The sequence below is a fragment of the Nocardia brasiliensis ATCC 700358 genome (genome assembly GCF_000250675.2).
In the GTDB taxonomy this organism is placed as follows: domain Bacteria; phylum Actinomycetota; class Actinomycetes; order Mycobacteriales; family Mycobacteriaceae; genus Nocardia; species Nocardia brasiliensis_B.
Map to the genome: position 1 here is coordinate 6247307 of NC_018681.1, position 19512 is coordinate 6266818.

The 19512-nt window shown below is 71.0% G+C and carries 14 protein-coding genes; 4 read left to right on the forward strand and 10 right to left on the reverse strand.

Translation table 11 applies throughout. The features are described from left to right. Window positions 1–106 precede the first annotated feature (106 nt). The 9 genes from O3I_RS27530 to O3I_RS43050 form a co-directional block, all read right to left on the reverse strand. Window positions 107–613 carry a methylated-DNA--[protein]-cysteine S-methyltransferase gene (locus tag O3I_RS27530; protein ID WP_014986280.1) on the reverse strand — a complete coding sequence of 169 codons (507 nt, stop codon included), beginning with the start codon at window positions 611–613 and terminating at the stop codon, window positions 107–109. A 61-nt stretch (window positions 614–674) separates the two neighbouring features. Continuing rightward, window positions 675–938, reverse strand: coding sequence for an Ada metal-binding domain-containing protein (locus O3I_RS27535; RefSeq protein WP_014986281.1), 264 nt, complete (start codon window positions 936–938; stop codon window positions 675–677). Window positions 939–945: 7 nt separating this feature from the next. Beyond that, entirely contained in the window at window positions 946–1674 is a 729-nt protein-coding gene (locus tag O3I_RS27540) for a 2OG-Fe(II) oxygenase (protein WP_014986282.1), read from the reverse strand. A gap of 61 nt (window positions 1675–1735) precedes the next feature. After that, window positions 1736–2353 (reverse strand): methylated-DNA--[protein]-cysteine S-methyltransferase, encoded by a 618-nt coding sequence (locus tag O3I_RS27545; protein ID WP_014986283.1) that lies wholly within the window; start codon window positions 2351–2353, stop codon window positions 1736–1738. Then, on the reverse strand, window positions 2353–2826 hold the full coding sequence (locus O3I_RS27550) for an RNA polymerase sigma factor (RefSeq protein ID WP_041562913.1): 474 nt from the start codon (window positions 2824–2826) through the stop codon (window positions 2353–2355). The genes O3I_RS27545 and O3I_RS27550 overlap by 1 nt, the downstream gene beginning before the upstream one ends. 49 nt (window positions 2827–2875) lie before the next feature. Continuing rightward, window positions 2876–4792, reverse strand: a complete 1917-nt coding sequence (gene recD / locus O3I_RS27555) for an exodeoxyribonuclease V subunit alpha (protein ID WP_014986285.1) — start codon at window positions 4790–4792, stop codon at window positions 2876–2878. A 67-nt stretch (window positions 4793–4859) separates the two neighbouring features. Then, a complete protein-coding gene (locus tag O3I_RS27560; protein WP_014986286.1) occupies window positions 4860–8285 on the reverse strand; it encodes a UvrD-helicase domain-containing protein in 3426 nt (1141 codons plus the stop codon). A gap of 100 nt (window positions 8286–8385) precedes the next feature. Then, a complete protein-coding gene (recC, locus tag O3I_RS27565) occupies window positions 8386–11784 on the reverse strand; it encodes an exodeoxyribonuclease V subunit gamma (protein ID WP_014986287.1) in 3399 nt (1132 codons plus the stop codon). A gap of 579 nt (window positions 11785–12363) precedes the next feature. Beyond that, complete coding sequence (locus O3I_RS43050; protein ID WP_014986288.1) at window positions 12364–13479, reverse strand: GGDEF domain-containing protein; 1116 nt, start codon at window positions 13477–13479, stop codon at window positions 12364–12366. A 404-nt stretch (window positions 13480–13883) separates the two neighbouring features. Between O3I_RS43050 and O3I_RS27575 the strand changes: the two genes are divergently transcribed. Both O3I_RS27575 and O3I_RS27580 read left to right on the forward strand, forming a co-directional pair. Continuing rightward, window positions 13884–14036, forward strand: coding sequence for a hypothetical protein (locus O3I_RS27575; protein ID WP_226887278.1), 153 nt, complete (start codon window positions 13884–13886; stop codon window positions 14034–14036). A 118-nt stretch (window positions 14037–14154) separates the two neighbouring features. After that, window positions 14155–15045, forward strand: coding sequence for a tat pathway signal sequence (locus O3I_RS27580; RefSeq protein WP_041562914.1), 891 nt, complete (start codon window positions 14155–14157; stop codon window positions 15043–15045). Between the two features lie 42 nt (window positions 15046–15087). On the opposite strand, the gene O3I_RS27585 is transcribed toward O3I_RS27580, so the two are convergent. After that, the gene (locus tag O3I_RS27585) at window positions 15088–16506 is read right to left on the reverse strand and encodes a cytochrome P450 (RefSeq protein ID WP_237748140.1); all 1419 of its coding nucleotides are present in this window, start codon (window positions 16504–16506) and stop codon (window positions 15088–15090) included. Between the two features lie 302 nt (window positions 16507–16808). On the opposite strand from O3I_RS27585, the gene O3I_RS27590 reads away from it, so the two are divergent. Together O3I_RS27590 and O3I_RS27595 are read left to right on the forward strand one after the other, a co-directional pair. After that, window positions 16809–18290, forward strand: coding sequence for an NAD(P)/FAD-dependent oxidoreductase (locus O3I_RS27590; RefSeq protein ID WP_051066775.1), 1482 nt, complete (start codon window positions 16809–16811; stop codon window positions 18288–18290). A gap of 280 nt (window positions 18291–18570) precedes the next feature. Continuing rightward, a complete protein-coding gene (locus tag O3I_RS27595) occupies window positions 18571–19290 on the forward strand; it encodes a hypothetical protein (RefSeq protein ID WP_014986293.1) in 720 nt (239 codons plus the stop codon). The last annotated feature ends 222 nt before the right edge of the window (window positions 19291–19512 follow it).

Sequence of the window (19512 nt, forward strand, 5' to 3'; positions counted from 1 at the left end):
CAAAGTTTGCTTCGGCTGCGAACGTGGTGCGCCCGCAGGACTTCGACACCGGGTGCCGCCGCAACCGTCTCCGTTCGGAAGTAGCTCGGCGCTCGCCACCGCCGGGTCAGACCGCCAAGGGCAAACGGAGATCTGCGGATTCGAGGTCGAGCAGCGCGCGTTTCGCGGGCAACCCGCCCGCGTAACCGGTGAGCGCACCGCCCGCGCCGAGTACCCGATGGCACGGGATGAACAGCAGCATCGGATTCCGGGCGAGCGCACCGCCGACCTTGCGGGCGTCGGCGGGACCACGTCCGAGCGCGCGGGCCAGTGCGCCGTAGGTGGTGGTGTGCCCGTACGGGGTGCCGGTCTCGAGCGCGGACAGCACGTCACGATCGAAGGCGCTCCATGCGGAACGGTCCAGGGGCACGGTGAATTCGCGACGGGTGCCCGCCAGATAGGCGTCGATCTGACGGACCGCGGCGAGCAGATACTCCAGGGCACAGGAGTTCTCGGCCGTCGGCGCGACGGCCGGTGCGCTCGTGAACGCGACGCGGGTGAGACCCGCGGGCCCCGCGGCCAGACGCAGGTTCCCCAGGACCGAGGCGTGCACGGTGCGGGCGGCGGTATTCATACCTGACTCCTTTGTTCGATCTCGTCGCCAGGTAGACGCGCGGCCGGGCCGGAACGTGAGATCACTCGGAGCCGTTCTGCTGCAACGCCTTCCATACCGCGTACCGCTCAGGGAGACAGACCGCGCACGGGCGGTAGCCCGCGCTGATCGCGGTGGCCTCGTCGGCGAAGAACACCCGGTGCGCACGGTAGGCGCCACGCGCCAGCGCGCGCAGCGCGGACGGGCAGTCGAGTCGCCCGTAGAGCTTGCCGCGCCGATGGCCGCCGTACCGGCCCGGGACCGGGCTCCGGTACGGGCGGCCCGCGCCGTCCAGCAGCGTGTACATCCGAGCGCTATTGCGCGTCGTGCAGGACCAGGCCCAGCGTGTGCCGGACCCCGCCGCGAATCCGGCTGACGCCGTGCCGGACCGGCGCGCGGGACCAGCCGCGACTGGACGGCGTCGGACGGTCGCGGGTGGTGAAGATCAGACCGTGGCCCTGTTCGAGCACCGTGACGGTGGCCTTCGACTGGGCGCGCGGGCGCTGCTCGACGAGCAGGAACTCGCCGCCGGTGTGGTCGACGCCCGGCCGGTCCAAGCCGAGCACGATCTGCAACGGGAAAACCAGGTCACCGTAGAGGTCGCGGTGCAGCGCGTTCCAATCACCCGCGGTGTAGCGCAACAGGATCGGCGTCGGCTTGGTCTGCCCCGCGGCATGGCAGGCGGCGAGCCAGTCCGCGAAATCGTCGGGCCACGGCGCGGGATCGCCGAGCCGTTCGGCCCAGGAACGCGCGACGGGCAACAGCTTCCGGTAGAACGCCGCGCGCAGTGCCATGATCGGCTCGGGTACCGGATCGGCGAAATAGCGGTAGGTGCCCTGGCCGAAGCGGTAGCGGGCCATATCGATGGTGGAGCGAAACCGCCCCGGGTCCTCCCACATTCCGGTGAACTCGGCGCATTCGTCCGGAGTCAGCAGGGGGCCGGTCTGGGCGCAGCCGTACGCGTCGATTTCCTCGAGGAGGGCGGGCCAGGATTGTGCGGCCACACGATCAGCCGGTGCAGCAGTGGTTTTCGTGTCGGTCATACCGCCTCCAGAGTTCAGCGGGTTGTCGGCGCGCGGCACTCGGCCTGCGCGGCAGGGGAATTCATGCGGCTTCGAGGGTGAGCAGCGTGGACTTCGCGGCGCTGCCGCCCACGTACTGCCCGATCGAGCCGTCGCTGCGGACCACCCGGTGGCACGGGATCACCACGGGCAATGGGTTGTGCGCGCACGCCGAACCGACGGCGCGCACCGCGCGGGGATTGCCGACCGCGGCCGCGACCGCGGCATAACTTTCCCGGCGGCCGTAGCCGATCGCGCTCAGCTGCTCGATCACCTGCCGCCGGAAACCGGCCGTCAACCGCAGATCCAGCGGCAGATCGAAATGTGTTCGCGCACCGGCGAAATACTCGTCGAGCTCGCGGGCCGCGGCCTCGAGCCGCGCGGGTGCCGCGAGCACCCTGGGGCTGACCCGCTCGGCCAGCGAATGCAGCACCGCGTCGTGGTCCTCGTTGGGGTAGGCGACGCGCACCAACCCGGCGGGGGTGGCCGCGAGCAGCAGCGTGCCGACGGGGGTATCCACGGTCCGGTAGGCGACGTCGAGCAGGTCCGCGTCCTGCGCCTGTTCGGCCAGCCGGCGCCGCAGCACCGCGAGCAGCTCGGCGTCGCCGGACGCGAGGCCGTCGAACAGGCCGTCCGGGTCGCCACGGTCGATGGTGGCCATCATGTCTCATCCTTCGGGTAGAGCTTGCGCAGCGTTTTGAGGCCGTCGGCGGCGGCGCGGCGGGCGGCGTCGGTGGAATTGCCGAGCAACCGGGCGATCTCGGCATGCGGCAGGCCTGCCAAGTAGTGGTAGGCGACCGCCTGACGTTGCTTGGGCGGCAACGCTTTCAAGGCGGCCCAGAGGTCGGGGTCGTAATCCGCCGGGTCGGGGCTCGCCGCGGGTCGCTCGGGCAGCGTCTCGGCGGGGACGGGCGCGCGGGTCAGTGCGCGCCCGACATCGATCGCGCGCCGATGCACGATGGTGACCAGCCAGGCCTCGATGTTCGCGTCGGCGTCCAGGTCGGGGTAGGCGCGCAGCGCGGAGAGGAACGTCTCCGACCATGCGTCGGCCGCGTCCGTCGGGCCGAGCACCGCCCGGCAGACACGCAGCACCATCGGGCCGTACTCGGCCACCACTTCCTCGAACGGAGGCAATCTCACACCGGGTAGACGCGCGGGCCGCCGGAAACGTGAGATCCGCCGGTCACCGCCCGTCCGCCCCGGCGGTCCGGGACAACCCGCTGGCGCGCAGCACGCGGCGCGCGATGCCGGCCCGGATCGACTCGTCGGTGCCGATGATGCGGACGTGGCGGCGGGCGCGGGTGATCGCGGTGTAGAGCAGCTCCCTGGTCAGCAGGGTCGACTCCGGTTCGGGCAGCACCACCGAGACAGTGTCGTACTGGCTGCCCTGACTGCGGTGGATGGTCATGGCGAACACGGTGACCACGGCCGGGAACTGGGTGGGGTGCACCAGATACGGCTCGCTGCCGCGTTGCAGCGCGGCACGCAGCGACCCGTCGGCCATGCGCACCACGACGCCGGTGTCACCGTTGTAGATGCGCGCCTCGTGATCGTTCGCGGTGACGAGCAGCGGCTGCCCCGGATACCAAGGCGCATGGTGGGATTCGGGCCCTGCTCCCCCGGCGGCCGCCCATTCGGCCGCCATCCGATCCCAGCGCTCGACACCGAACGGACCCTGCCGGTGCGCGCAGAGCAGCCGGTGCGATTCCAGCGCGGTCAACGCGCCCGCCGCGTCCCCGTCGAGCGCCGCGGCCGTGACCGCACGCGCGGCGTGCACGACATCGGCACGCACGGCGGCCATTTCGTCGGGTGCGCTGAGCGACAGCTCGTCCCCACCCGCACGCAGCAGCTCGAGCGCGGTGTCGGCGTCGCCCGCACGGACCGCCACCGCGAGGTCCGCGATCCGGCCGCCGAAGCGGCGGCCCCGGGTCAGCCGGACGATGCCGCCGCGCAGCCGGGTGCGCTCCAGCACGCTCAGGGCGGCCGGATGCTGTTCCGGCGCGGCCGATTCCGGCGAATCCGCGCCGAGGACCTGATCCAGCACCGGATTCGGCGTGCCCGCGACCGGTCCCGCGACGAGGTCGGCGAGCACCGCGCCCGCGTCCACCGAGGCGAGCTGGTCGGGGTCGCCGACGAGCACCAGCCTGGTATCCGGGCGCAGCGCGGCGAACAGCCTGCTCATCATGGTCAGCGACACCATCGAGGTCTCGTCGACGACGATCACGTCGTAGGGCAGGCGGTTGAATTCGTGATACTTGAACCGGGTGGTGCGGCCGCGCTGCCAGCCGAGCAGCCGGTGCAGCGTGGCGGCCGTCAGATCGGGCAGCCCGAGCGCCGCCGCCTGTTCGCGCACCGCCTCCTGCAACCGGGCCGCCGCCTTGCCCGTCGGCGCGGCCAGCGCGATCCGCAGCGCGGGGAGTTTGGGATTGGCTTTGCGGTGCGCGTCGAGCAGGCCGATGATGCGCGCGATGGTGTGCGTCTTGCCGGTGCCCGGACCGCCCGCCACCACGGTGGTCCAGTGCGTCGCGGCGAGCGCGGCGGCCAGCCGCTGCCGGTCCGGCGTCCCGTCGGCCGGCGCGTCGAACAGCCGATCCAGTTCGCGCCGAACGATATTCGGGTCCACCACGGGGTGGTCGCCGGAGCGCTCGGTGAGAACCCGGCGCACGGTCTGCTCCTGCTGGTAATACCGATCGAGGTAGAGCAGCGGGCCGGAATCGTCGCGGCCCTGCGATTCGACCAGCCGCAACGGCCGCAACGGGCCCGCCGGACCGCCGGTCACCAGCGGACTCACCCGCAGCGCGGCCACGACCGCCGCGATATCGGGCCACGGCAGGGTCGCCGGGTCGATCCGCTCGCCGGTGTCCCAGGTCTCGTCGGCGTCGATGCCGATCTCGCGCATCCGGTACAGCTCGAGACAGACCGAGCCGGAACGCACCGCGCGCACGGCCAGGGCGGCCGCGAACAGCACCTCGCCGGTCTCCTCCCGCCCCAAACGGCCGAGCCGCACCGCGACGTGCACGTCGGCGGCCGAGAGCACGCCCGCCTCGTTGAAGGTGCGCAACAGCCCGGTTCCGCGCTGCGCCAACTGGATCGAGGTCACCGCGGCCTCCGCTCGCCGGATACACATCGCCGCCGCGCGGCCGCGGCCCGGGTGGTGCTGTCTGCGCTCACCGCACATCCCCGGCCAGCAGCTCGGACAACGCGACGATCAGCGGCGCGGGCGGATCCCAGTCGAATACGCCGTGACCCGGCGGGGTTTCGGCGCCGACCATGCCGCGAACGAACAGGTAGCGGGCGCCACCGAGGTGCCGGGCCGGGTCGTAGCCGGGCAACCGCCACCGCAGATAGCGGTGCAGGGCAACCGAATACAGCAACGCCTGCAGCGGGTAGTGCGAGCGGAGCATCTCGGCGGCCATCCGCTCGCGGGTGTAGTGCTCGACGGTGAGATCGCCGGTGCCCAGTCGGTTGGTCTTGTAGTCGACGATCACGTAACGGGTGCCGGCGCCGTCGGCGACCCGCAGCACGGCATCGATGCTGCCGGTGAGATAGCCGCGCAGCGGAAGATCGTCGAGCGTGGCCAACTGGTCGGCGTACCCGGCGAGGTCGTCGTCAGCAGGTAGCTGCGCGCGCAGCAGATCGGCGATCCGGCGCAGCGTCGCCGCGGCGGCGCGCGGCGCGTCACCGCCGGCCAGCGGCAACTCGAATTCCAGTTCGTTCAACCGGTCCCGGCTGGAGATGCCGGCGAGCGCGCCGATATCCATCGGCGTGCGCAGCACGGCGAGCAGCGCCGCGGCGAGCAGGTCGGGGTCCACCTCGGCCATGAGTTCGCCGATCACGGCCCGGCACCGCTCGCTCACCTCGGCGGCCAGATCCGGTGCGTCCGTATCGATCAGCTCCAGCACGCCGTGCACCAGGGTGCCGAACTCCGCGCCGTAGGGCAGCGCGTTCATCAGCGAGGGCACGCCACCGAACACCTCCTCGAGCGCGGCGACCGGCGCGTCCTCCGGCTCGTCCCCGGGCTCCCGGCCGTCCTCGGGTTCGAGTTCCGGCGCGACCGCGGCGGGTCCGTGCGCGGCGGCGGTCAACGCCGAATACGAAGTCCGGCGCCAGTTCTGGTCGAGGGTGCGGTCGAAGCGCGCGACGGCGAGTTCGCCGCTCTCCCGCTCGTTGCGCACCCGCTGGATCGTCACGTCCTCGGTACCCGCCACCGCGGTCACCGAGACGGCCGCCCCCGCTCCCCCGGCCCAGGCCGAAAGCAGCCCTGGCGCAGCGGTATCCGCGGGAACGGACGCGCGCGGCGGCACCATGTCGCCCCCGTCGGGCCTGCCGAGCACCATCCGGTGCAGCGGCGAGGCGGCGGTGGTGATCGCGGGCGCCCACCAGGCGACGACCTGGCACATGGCGCGGGTCAGCGCGACATAGAGCAGGCGCAGTTCCTCGCCCGCCTCCTCGGCTTCGCTGCGCAGCTTGCGTTCCGCGTAGCCGGACGCGTCGGGACCGCCGACGTCGAGCACCCGCGCACCGTTGTCGTCGTGGAAGAGCAGCGTCGCCGGATACGGGTTCTTCGCGTTGTCCCAGGCGAAAGGCAAGTAGACGATCGGGAATTCGAGGCCCTTGCTGGCGTGCACGGTGGCGATCTGCACGGCCGCGGCGTCGCGGTCGAGCCGGCGACTGCGGTCGGCGACCGTGCCCGAGGCGGGATCACGCACCCGGTCGGCCAGCCAGCGGGTCAGCGCGGTGAGCCCGAGCGATTCGGTGAGCGCCACCTGATCGAGCAGCTGCGCCACGTGGCGCAGGTCGGTGAGCTGACGCTCGCCGTTCTCGACCGCGAGCAGCCGATGCGCGAGATCGGCTTCGGCCGAGATCTTCTCGAAGACGGCGGCGAAACCCGCGCGCGCGAACAACCGGGCCGCGTCGCGCAATTGCGCGCTCACCCGTCCGACCAGATCCGCTCCGCCGCTGTCGATCTCGGCGGCGGTGACACCGAGCAGCGGGGTGCAGGCGGCGAGGCGCACCCGGTCGGCGCGGTGCGGCTGTTCGAGTGCGCGCAACACCCAGAGCCAATCGGTGGCGCTACTCGTCGCGAACACACTGGTGCCACCGGCGAGCACCGAGGCCACGCCCACCCGGTCCAGTGCCGCTCGCACGACGTCGATCTGCGAGCGCGTCCGGACCAGCACGGCGATATCGCCGGGACCGATCGGCCGATACTCCGGCGGCAGTGCGTCACCGTCCGCGTCTGCCGTATTCCGTTGCTGCTCAGCGTCGTTCGACGAGTTACGGGGCCGGTGCGGGGTGGTGTCCAGCGTCGTCCCGGACTCGAGCAGCCGGACGATATCGGCGGCCAGGTCGTCGGCGACCTTCGCGCGCATCCGGCCGACGGCCGGGAACCCCGACTTGTTCAGCGGGCCCGCGCCGGTGCGGGTGAGGCACCGCACCCGCAGCGGAGTGCACAGTTCGCCGGGTCCGTTCAGCCGCGACCACGGGCGGGTGGCGGCGACCGGGTAGACGCTGATCTCCTTGTGCCCCAACGCCGCACCGCCGTGCAGGTGGTCCAGCGCGGCGATCAGCCCCGCGTCGCTGCGCCAGTTGGTGGTGAGCTCCTTGCGGGTGTCGGCGTGCGCGACCGCGTCCAGGTAGCTGAGCACCTCCGCGCCGCGGAAGGCGTAGATCGCCTGCTTCGGGTCGCCGACGAGCACCATCGTGGTGTGGCCGTGGAAGGCGAGGCGCAGGATGTCCCACTGCAGCGGGTCGGTGTCCTGGAACTCGTCGACCAGCGCGACCCGGTAGCGCGCGCGGATGCGCCGGCAGGCCCGGGGACCGTGGTCGGGATCGGCGAGCACCTCGTGCAGCAGCACCAGCAGGTCGTCGAAGTCGCGCAGCCCCGCCAGCCGTTTGCGGCGTTCGGTTTCGGCCCGGACGGCGGTCGCGAACGCCACCCGCTCCCCCGCCGCGGATTCCCCGGCGGGCACCAGCATGGCGTGCCGATCCTGTACGGCGGCCAGTGCCAGGGTGTGTGACTCCTTCACCGTGAAGGGCGGTTCGGCACGGGCGTACCGATTCAGGTAGAGGTCGTCGGCGACCGTGCCGACCAATTCGTCGACCGACTCCACCAGCCGCGCGCCCGGGTCGTGCTCGCCGGCGAGACCGAGTTCGTCGAGCATCCGCTGGCAGAAGCTGTGTGTGGTCGCGATGGTGCCCGCGTCGAAATCCGACAGCGCGGCGAGCAGGCGGGCGCGCCGGCGCCGCACCTCCGCCGGGTCCGCCTGTGCCAGATAGCGGACCAGGTCGTCGGCGTGCGCGCGGGCCAGCTCGGGATCCGCCAGACCGGCCGCGACCAGCACGAACCGATCCCGGGTTCGCTCACGCAGCTCCTGCGTCGCGGCCCGGCTGAACGTCACGAGCAGCAGTTCGGCGACATCGATTACCGCCTCGGCGACATACCGCACCGCGAGCCCGACGATCGCGTGCGTCTTGCCCGTTCCGGCGCTCGCCTCCAGCACGGTCGTCCCCGTGGGCAGCGGGCCGTAGGGTTCGAAGGCGTCGGGCCCGTCGACCTCGGGCACCACGAACGAGGTGTCTTGCACGGTCACGCGAACACCCGCCTCTCGACCCGCCGAAAGGGCCATTCTGCCCGGTCGGTGCGCACATCCGGCCCACCGACACGCATGACGCGTCGCACAGCCGCACCGCTCACGGCTGACCCTGGCTTTCCGCGGTCAGCAAGGGGGCCCACAGGCGCCGGGCGAGCGCGCCGAAGCGGGTGGTCTCGCCGGGCTCCCCGGCCTGGGCCGGGATTTCCATCAGGTGTTCCAGGCGCGGCGCGGGGCCCCACACGTAGCGCAGGTGGCGGTCGGTGTGGTCGCCGAACGGGCCGGGTCCGTTCGGGCCGCCGTTGAACTCGCGCTCCGCGGCGACGACGGCCTCCTCGACGGTGGCGCCGCGGAAACGGCGTTCGGCATACGCGGCGGTGGCGCCCGGCGCGATCGGCAACGGCTCGGTGAGCCCGGCGTCGCGCAGCGCGACGAGCTCACGCAGGATCGTGCGCGCGGCAGGCATTTCGGGCGCGGTGATCTCCGAACGCCAGGCGGGACGGCCGAATTGGCCGCGTCCGGTGGTGACGGCCCGCCAGGACCGATCCTCGGTGACCGCGAGGGCGAGCAGCGAAACCCACGCCGCGATCCGGTGTTTCGGGGCGAGCCGGGAAAAGGTGGTGCGGACCAGGGTTTCCCCGCGCACCTCGGGCACGGTCCCGGTGAGCCTGCGGCCGTTGCCGAGATCGACCGCGACGTCGACCGCCCGCACCGGGCCCGCGTAGTCGGCCTGCGACGCGCGGACCAGCTTGTCCACCGTGTGCTCGACCTCGTCCAGCACCGCGGCGCCGAAACCGAAGGGCGGCAAGGTGCCCCGGCGCCATTCGGCGGCGCGCAGGGCCGCCGGGTCGGCGCCGGTCAGGCGTGCGGCGAGCAGCCGCTCACCGAGTTCCCATTTGGCCAGCCCGTCGAGTTCGATGGGCAACCGGTCGGCGATGTCCTCGTCGTGTTCCGGCACGCGCAGGCCGAGCCGCTGCCACAGGAACGCGCGCACCGGATGCTCGACGAACGAGATCAGGTCGGCCAGTGCGACATCGGCGAGTTCCGGTGTCGACAGCGGCTCGGGCAGGAACGCGGGACGTGGTTGCGCGGGCTGTCCCGCGGACACCGCGCCGGCCAGCGCCACCGTGTCGAAACTGAACGGCGCGTCGGCCCGGAAATTGCGACGGTCGAAGCCCTGCAACGGATGCCGCGTCACCACCGTGTCCATGCCCGGCCCGCCGACGTGCGCCCGCAGCACGTCGAGCAGCTCAGCGACCGGGATGGCGGGCGGGCGATGTGCGCCGCTCACCGGGTCGGCCCCGGTGTGGAACACCAACAGCTTTTCCTCGGCCGCGAGGACGGCATCGAGCAGCAGCTGACGATCCTCGCTGCGCGGATCCCGTTCGCCGAGTAGTGGATCGCGCTCCAGCACGTCGTCGCCGTCCACGCCGCCGGCCCGCGGGAACACGTCGTCGTCCAGGCCGAGCAGCACCACCACCCGGTGCGGCACCGAACGCATCGGAACCAGCGTGCACACGGTCAGCTCGCCGGTGCGGAAGTTGGCCCTGGTAGGGCGGGCGGCCAACCGCGCGTGCAACAGCACCCCGACGTCGGCGAGGCGCAGATCGATCTCGCCCGCGCGCTCGATCGCGGCGGCGAGTTCGGTGCGCGCCTCGGTGCGCACCCAGGACTGCGAATTCGGTACGTCCGTCAGCAGCTCCAGCGCGCGGCTCAGCACCGCCGCCCACTCGTGCGCGGGCCGCGGGCCGCGCAGATCGCGCAGGCACACCGCGAGCCGATCGATGAATTCCGCGAACCGGCCGGCCAGGTCGACATCGTTGCTGTCCACGTCGTCCAGCGGCAACGCGAGATCGAGCCAGTCCTCGGAGGTTTCGCCCGCGGTCACGCCGAGCAGGATCCGGTCCACCGCGCTGTTCAAGGTGTTCTGCGCGAAGTCGGCGAGGCCGAAGGCCTGCCGCTGCCGCTGACCGATCCCCCAGCGCGCACCCGATTCGGCGGCCCACTCGCGCAGCCGCTCGATATCGTCGTCGTCGAAACCACAACGCCGCCGAACGGTTTCGGCCGCCGCCAGATCCAGCACCTGGGTGACGGTGACCCGCCCGTCGGCCAGCTCGAGCAGTACCCCGATCACCGCCAGCAGCGGGTTGGTGATGCCGCGGCCGCGGTCGGCGAGCCGCACCCGCAGCCCGTGCGCCGGATGGGCCGAATCCGGTACGGGCCCGGCCGATCCCGCGCTCTGCTGCCCGAACGCCGCCCGGACCAGCGGGGCGTAGGTCTCCACCTCGGGGCACATGACCAGCACGTCCCGCGCCTCCAGCGTGGCGTCCGCGGCGAACAGGCCGAGCAGGCATTCGCGCAGCACCTCGACCTGGCGCCCGGGACCGTGGCAGGCGTGCACCTGCACCGTGCCGTCACCCGCGCGGACCGCGGCGGGCGGCCACCGATCGTCGCGGATGCCCCCCTGGATCGCGCGAAGCAACGTCGTATCCGCTGAATCAGACAGTGACTCAGCGGCATTCGCGACCGGATGGTGCGTATCGGTGTCGACCGCGCCGCCCAGGCGCTGCTGCAACTCCCGCACGTCGCGGGCGAGCCCCGCGAGCAACGGGTGCTGCACCGCCCCGGCGCTGCGATCGGCCGCGCGGGTGCTCGCCGCGGGCGTCTCGCTCAGCGCGCGCCACATCACCGGGCTCGGATGCGGGAGCCACACATGGATGTCCCGGGTCTGCGCGAGGGCGCTGAGCACGGCGAGTTGATCGGTCGCCAGCCGGGTCGCGCCGAACAGCGAGAAGCGCGCGGGCAGCGGTACGAGTTCCGGTTCGGCGCGCAGCCGTGCGCAGGCGGCGTCGAGCCGCTCCGCCGGGCTCGGCGTACCGACCTCGGCCCGCAGGCGCCGCCACAGTTCCGGCTGCCACCGCAGATCCTCGGGCACCGGATTGCCCGCAGCGTCGGTGTCCGACGCCGCGGCCCACGCCACGATCAAGGCGGGCCGCTGGCTCGCGTAACTGTCGAACAGCGCGGCCAGGTGCGCGGCGGTGGCGTAGCGGCGCCCGATCCGATGATCGCGTCCGGTGCCGTCCTGCGCGCCCAGATGCCGGGTCAGCACCGCGCACCACGGCTGGCCGAGCGAGGCGTCGATCACCCGCAGCAAGGTCCACACCAGATTGTCCGGCGCCCACGGATCGTCTTCGGGCCGGACCCCGCTCGCCGCGGCCAGCGCCGCGGTGACCAGCGCGGCCGGCGACGGGAACTGGATGTTCGCGGCCACGCCGTCGGTCGACGCGGCGCCGGTGGACGGGGCGAACGCCATCGCACCCGACGCACCGGAGCCGCCGAGCACCCCGGACAGGCGCTGGGTCAGCCACCGCTCCACGCCTTTCGCGGGCACCGCCACCACCTCCGCCGCGAACGGGTCCGGCAGCGGCGTGGCCAGCAGCCCGGCCAACTCGTCCGCCAGCACGTCGGCGCGCTCGGCACGGTGGATGTGCAACGGCATCTGCGCCCTCTCGATCGGTGCGGTGACGGACTGCGGGGGTGGAATTCGCGCGGCTCCTCGGTCGCGCCGGGACCACGCGACATCCCGCACGTTTATACGCCCAACCCCCGCGCGGCAAGCGCACTACCCGCCGAAGCGCCGTGCCGGTCGACCCATCCGCTGCCGGAGCACCAGCCCGGCGGGGCGGCCCACCCCCGGATCACCCGCACAGCACGGCAGTCCACCGCCGGACACCAGCTCAGCACGGCAGTCCACCGCCGCATCACCCGCACAGCACGGCAGTCCACCGCCGCATCACCCGCACAGCACGGCAGCCCACCGCCGCATCACCCGCACAGCACGGCAGCCACCGCCGGACACCAGCTCAGCACGGCAGCCCACCGCCGCATCACCCGCACAGCACGGCAGTCCACTGCCGCATCACCGGCGCGGCACAGCGATCCATTGCGTCACCCGCGCGGCGCGGCGGCCCACCGCCGGACACCGGCTCAGCACTGCGGTCTGCCGCCGGATCACCCGCACAGCACAGCGATCCACTGGTTCACCGCGTGGCACGGCACGCGGCCGCCGGGTTCCTGCTCAATCCAGCACCATCTGCGCGGCTCCGTCGGGACGGCCGGCGATGACGGTGTTGCCGCCCAGCTGTTTCGCGCGGTACATGGCGGAATCGGCGCGCCGGAACAGGTCTCGCACAGTCGATCCCGCGAGGTGATCCGAGACCGCGGTGCCGATGCTCGCGGTGATCGGGATCGGCAGCGTGTCCGTCGCGGCGATCGCGTGCCGGATCCGTTCGGCCAGCACGTCGAGCGCTTCCACGCGCAGCGTGCCGACCACCACGAACTCGTCGCCGCCGGTGCGCGCGATGACGGCGTCCGGCGGCACCGCGGCGCGCAGGCAGTCCGCGGTCCGGACCAGTACCTCGTCGCCGAGCGAGTGCCCGGCGGTGTCGTTGACGGCCTTGAAACGATCCAGATCGATGATCACGACGTAGATCGGACCACTTCGTCCCCGATGCGCGTATTGCGCGAGGCGGGAATCGAGTCCGCGCCGGTTCAGCAGGCGGGTCAGCGGATCGGACAGCGCGTCCAGTCGCAGCAGCCAGTGACAGAACTGCACGACCGGCAGCACCACACCGGTCACCGCGAGATTGGCCAGCACCACGCCGACGGCCAGCGCCGGATCGCCGGTGGCGTGCGCGTTGTCCCCCGGCTTCCCGATCACCAGCAGCACGGCCAGCAGCACGATCGACAGCAGCGACCAGCCGAGATGCCAGGCCAGGATCCGCGGCCCGTGGAAGATCGTCACGTACCCGCCGGTGGTGGCCAGCAGGACGATGCCCAAGGCGCCGAGCAGCCGGTCCTGGACCAGGATGTTGTTCGCGGTGATGCCGATATCGATGGCCGCGACCCACACCAGGGACTCGCGCTCGGACGGCCACGGCAGCAGCCACCAGCGCAGCGTCCACAGCCCGGCCAGCACGCTCACCGCGATCGCCTGGGTGACGCCGACCGGCCCGGCCTGACCGGCGTGCGAGACCAGCGCCAGCAGGGTGATCGCCATCATCACCAGGCCCGCGGTACCGACCATCAGCTTGAGCGCCGCGAGCGCGGAGTGCGAGGCGAAAGTCTCGACCAGCCAGCGGTAGTCGACCCGCTCACGCCACCAGGCCCGGAAGATCCGTCGGATATCGGTCATGGTCACCGCCTCGCGTCGTCATCGAGCGTTCGGCCGGTTGTGCATGCTGCCCACAACGGCGCCGCGTGATTGCGGCATGTTAACTGTAACGGAACGTCACAGCATGAATCGCTTCCGACCTGCGTCGAACACGTTCACTCACCTCGCGCCACGCCCGGCCACCTGCGCCTATCGCCCGCCGCACGCCCTCCGGGCGGCAAAGCGACCAAATGGTCTACCCAGCAAGGGGAGTGAGTTAAACCACACCAGAACACGTTCCTTCGCCGTGTCCGCTCGGATCCGCGCCGCCGATGTGCGACAGTGCTCATCCGGGGAGGAACGAGAGAGCACCGAAAGGCTGGTTCGCGTTCATGGATGCGATGGTGATTCCCCTGGTCCCGAGGGGCGGGTTCACAGTCCGCCGCGTGGGAGACCGCTGGGAGCTCGTCAACTCGCGAGGCTACGGCCGCACCGTCGTCCTACATTCCTGGCCGCGCGATCAGCACTCCGAGGCGTTCGCGCACTGCTACCGGCTGAACGGCCGCACAGTAGAGGAACTGCAGGCCGCGTTCCGCTGAACGACCCGCGGATGGCTGAAACCCGCTGGGGCACAAGCGCGCAACGGATGCGATAGCACAAGCCGGACTTCAGCTCAAGACGTGCGTCTCGGGCTCCGATGTGCGATCGTGTTCCACCGTGCGTTACCCGTCGCCCGCCACCCGCGCCGTTCCCCGTGTGGCCGCCTCCGCCTGTGTCCTCGCCGCCGCGGCGATCCTCATCCCGAGCGCGCCCGCCCTGCTCCCGCACGCGGCCGCCGTGCCGGTGCCGCTGGCGCATACCGATGCCTGCCTATCCGGGTTCGACTGCGATATGAGCAATCGGATCAGCAAGGTCGACAACTACCTGAAGGGGCGCCCCGGCGTCACCGGTTACGTTGTGCGCGACCGGGTTTCCGGTGGCGTGTACGCGAACGCGAACGCGGAGAACGCGGTCTGGACCGCCTCCACCATCAAGCTCGCCATCGCCGAGGATCTGCTGAACCGGGCCCGGGTCGGTGCGATCAACCTGACGCCGGAAGATCGCGGCCTGATGGAATCCATGCTGGCCACCTCCAACGACCGCGCCACCGACGTGCTCTGGGCCAAGTACGCGGGCCTGGACCGGATGGCGTTCAACAACGCCTTCCGCGCCAACGGCATGGCCACCCTGGTCCCGCAGCCGACCAACACCGCGCTGTTCCCGGACTGGTCGTTCCAGAAGTGCACCGCCGCCGACCTGGACCGGCTGATGGACAACATCCTCAACCAGATGCACCCCGACGACCGCGCCTACCTGCTGGACCGGATGCGCTCGGTGGACAGCAACCAGCACTGGGGCGTGTGGGGCGCGGGCGCGCCGATGCGGCCGGGCCTGAAGAACGGCTGGTCCGAGGAGCAGGGCGGCTGGGTGGTGAACTCGGTCGGCTTCGCGGGTCCCGGCGAGCGGTACACCCTGGCCATCATGACCGCGATGGGTAACGCGGGCGGCTACGAAGACGGCGCGGCCACCGACACCAAGGTCGCGGAGATGCTGTTCGCCGGACGCTGATACCTGTTGTCCCGCACCCGTTCCGGGTGCGGGACGGGGAGTTCAGCGGCGCCGCAGGGTAATCGGCGCCCCGTCCCTGGGGAACGGAATGGTGGTGAAACCCCAGGGCATCCGATAGTCGTCGGGGATCTGCCAGGTGTACGCACGCACCAGCGCGGCGATCACCGTCTTCACCTCGAACGTGCCGAAGTGCATGCCGATGCACTTGTGCGCGCCCGCACCGAACGGCAGGAACGCCAGCCGATGCGATTTGTCCTCGCGCCGTTCCTCGTTGAACCGTTCGGGGTCGAACAGCTCTGGCTCGGTCCACAATTCGGCGAGCAGATGGTTGACCTGATAGGCGAGGTCGATCTGGGTGCCCGCCGGAATGTAGTGGCCCAGGACCTCGGTATCGCGCACCGCACGCCGGCACAGACCGGGCACCGGCGGCATCAAGCGCAGACTCTCCTTGAGCACCAGATCCAGATCGCGCAGGCCCTCGAGGTCGGCGATAGTCGGTGCGGCACCGTCGGTTTCGGCATCGAGCGCGAGCACTTCGGCCCGCACCCGCTGCTGCCAGTCCGGATGCTTGCCCAGGTAGTAGGTGACCGCGGTGGCCGCGGTCGTGGTGGTGTCGTGCGCGGCCATGATCAGGAAGATCATGTGGTTCACCACATCCGCGTCGCCGAACACGCCGCCGTCCTCGCTGCGGGCGTGACACAGGCCGGAGAACAGATCCGACGTCTCGGTCCGCCGCTTGTCCGGCAGCATCGCCCGGAAGTAGTCCTCCAGCACGCGACGGCCGCGTAGGCCCGCCCGCCAGTTGCCGCCGGGTACCGGATGCCGGATCAGCGCGAGCGCCGCGTGCGTGCAGTCGAGGAACGCGTCCACCAGCTCACGGCGCTGCGGTCCGACGTCGGCGGCCATGAACATCTCCCCCGCGATATCGAGGGTCAGTTCCTTGAACGTCGGATACAGGCGCACGGTCCGTTCGGCGTCGCCCTGCGGCACCCAGCGCTCGATACTGGTGCGCACCACCGGGGTCAGCGCCGCCAGATGGGCCGCCAGCCGGTCCCTGGTGAAAGCCTGCTGCATGATCCGGCGATGGAATTTGTGCTCGTCGAACTCGAGCAACAGCAGACCGCGCCGGAAGAACGGGCCGATGAAATAGTCCCAGCCCTGGCCGAAATCGCGGCGGCGGCGGCCGAGCACTTCCTCGAGCGCTTCGGGCCCCGCGACGAGCACCCGGTCGACCCCGAGTGAGGTATTCATCGAGACCGGACCGTATTTCCGATACCGGCCCATCATTTCGGCGGGCCCCCACCGCATGTATTGCAGCATCCGGCCCAGGTACGGCAGGCCGGCGTCGCCGTGCACCGCGGTGGTTTCGCTGCCGCTGGGCGGCCTGGCGAGAATATGGTGCCGTTCCGGAATCAGATCGAGTGCGCGATCGAGGAGATGGTCGTGCGGTATTTCGATCAATCCGATGTTCTCGGAATCGGGCGGTCTGCCGGATTTCCCGCGCGCGCTGGTTTTTCTGCCAACGACCCGGTCCCCGGCGACCATGGCAAACCTCCCTGAACGACCGTATTCATCCTATTCTTTTTCGCCCGTGCCCAAGGTCGGTTCGCCGCAACGCACTCCGGCGTCGGCGCGCCGCGACACACCCGGAACAGGGACGTCGCCGCGACGGTCACGATCGACCCCGCTACGGTTGACACCTGTCAGCAACCGTTCGCGGGGGAAGAGTATCCCCGGTCTGTCGAGGAGCAGGACGATGAACAATGACCACAGCATCGCGTAGCGATTCGGCGGGGCGCGGTGGCCGGGCGACGGGTGCGCACGAGAATCGGCGCCACCAGGTCGTGGTGATCGGTTCGGGCTTCGGCGGCCTGTTCGGCACCAAGCACCTCAAGCGCGCCGACGTCGACGTCACACTGATCTCCAAAACCACCTCCCACCTGTTCCAGCCGCTGCTCTACCAGGTCGCGACCGGCATCCTCTCGGTCGGCGAGATCGCGCCCGCGACCCGGCTGGTACTGCGCAAGCAGAAGAACGCGCAGGTGCTGCTCGGTGACGTGATCGACATCGACCTGGAAGCCAAGACCGTCACCTCCCGGCTGCTCAACTCGAACACGGTCACCCCGTTCGACAGCCTGATCGTGGCCACCGGCGCGCAGCAGTCCTATTTCGGTAACGACCAGTTCGCGACCTTCGCGCCCGGCATGAAGACCATCGATGACGCGCTGGAATTGCGCGGCCGGATTCTCGGCTCGTTCGAGGGCGCGGAGCTGGCCACCAGCCAGGAGATGCGCGACCGGCTGCTCACCTTCGTGGTCGTCGGCGCCGGGCCGACCGGTGTCGAATTGGCCGGGCAGATCGCCGAACTCGCCGACCGCACGCTCGAGGGCACGTTCCACAACATCGATCCGCGCGACGCGCGGGTGGTGCTGCTGGAGGGCGCGGGCGCGGTGCTCGGTCCGATGGGGCCGAAGCTCGGCAGCAAGGCCGAGAAGCGGCTGGCGAAGATGGGCGTCGAGATCCAGCTCAACGCCATGGTCACCGATATCGACGCGCTGGGCGTCACGGTGAAGGACGCCGACGGCACGATCCGCCGGATCGAATCCTCGTGCAAGGTGTGGTCGGCGGGTGTGCAGGCCAGCCCGCTGGGCAAGATGCTGGCCGAGCGATCCGACGGCACCGAGGTGGACCGGGCCGGGCGCGTCGTCGTCGAACCGGATCTGACGATCAAGGGCCATCCGAACGTCTTCGTGGTCGGCGACCTGATGTCGGTGCCGAACGTGCCGGGCCAGGCACAGGGCGCCATCCAGGGCGCGACTTACGCCGCCAAGCAGATCAAGGCCGGCCTGCACGGCCAGGCGCCGCAGGATCGCAAGCCGTTCAAGTACTTCAACAAGGGCAGCATGGCGACGGTGTCGCGGTTCAACGCCGTGTGCCAGGTCGGCAAGCTGGAGTTCAGCGGGTTCTTCGCCTGGCTGGCCTGGCTCGCGCTGCACCTGTACTACCTGATCGGCTACCGCAGCCGGATCGTCACCGTCATCCAGTGGTTCGTCACGTTCCTCGGCCGCAGCCGGGGGCAGATGGCCGCCACCGAGCAGTGGGTGGTCGCCCGGCTCGCGCTCGAACAGGTCAACGCCGACGAGGAAGACGCCGACGAGCTCGCGGCCGCGCTCGGCGCGCCGCCCGCGGAAAACGGCAAGCTGCTGGAGAAGGCCAAGGCCGCGGTGGAGGGCCGCGTCAGCTGACGTACCCGCATCTGCTCCTTCGGCGAGGCCCGGTCCACCAGACCGGCCTCGCCGAAGCCGTTTCCGGGCAGCTGCCGGGGCGCACCCGACCCACGGGTAGCTATTTCCAAGCAATGTCAAAGCCGTTGTGTCGCCCGAATTTCGACCCATCCAGGTGTCCGGTGGATCCGAATGTGGGGCGTCGAACCTGACAGCTATTCCCGACCTGACGAAAGGCGATCTACCTATGGGCACAGGCAAGCACAGAGCCCCCAACCCGCAGCGGCAGAAGGTGGGCTCGATGGTCGCGGCAGGTGCGGTTCCGCTGGTCCTCGCACTGGTCGGCACCGGCACCGCCAACGCCGAGCCTGCACAACCCAATCCCGCGACGCAGCCCGACCAGCCGGCCCAGTGGCCGGCCGCCGAGCCGCCGAACGCGATGCCCTACGAGGGCCTGAACATCCCGGACAGCACCTACAGCTCGCTGCAGTGGTCGCGCCCGCTGCCGGAGAAGAAGTACCTGGCCCCGGTCGGCGTGCTGCACGCGCCCGTCCCGGTCGCGCCGGTGCCGCCGATCGCGCCGCCCTCGGGCAAGTTCCGCTTCGGTGACGTGCAGGTGGACGCGCCGACCTGGATGGACCAGGAACAGGCGATCCAGATCAACGACAACGCGGCCATGGCCGAGGCCAATCTGGCGACGTTCCTCGACTCGATCGGCATGGAGCGCAGCCGGTCCGACCGGATCGCGGGCCAGACCGTCGGCACCGCCGCCATGGGCGCCGTGGCCGGCGCCGCGGCGGCCGTGCCGGTGGCCGCGACCTCTGCGCTCGTCGGCGGCGTGGTGGGACTGGCGCTCGGGCTGCCGCTGCTGCCCGTCGGCGTGGTCGCGGGCCCGATGCTCGGCGCGAGCGTCGGCGCGGCCGTGATCACCGTGCCCGCCGCGGCGATCGGCGCGGCGGCCGGTGCGGCCGTCGGCGCGGTCAACGCGTTCAACGCGCCGTCGCGGGTCATCGGCGACTGATCACCACCTAGTGCGCCACCCACCGAGGGTGGGAACCCGACCACGTTGTCGAGTTCCCACCCTTCCCTTTTGTCCCGATCCGGGTGCGCTAACCCTCGAGGTGACGTGCGCCACTGTGCGCATCGGCGCGCCGCGCGCGCCGCCTTCCGGCGAGTCGCACTACCCGCCGATGGCTCGCAACACAACAGCAAACGCCGCGCGGAGACCGAACGGAAACCGAAC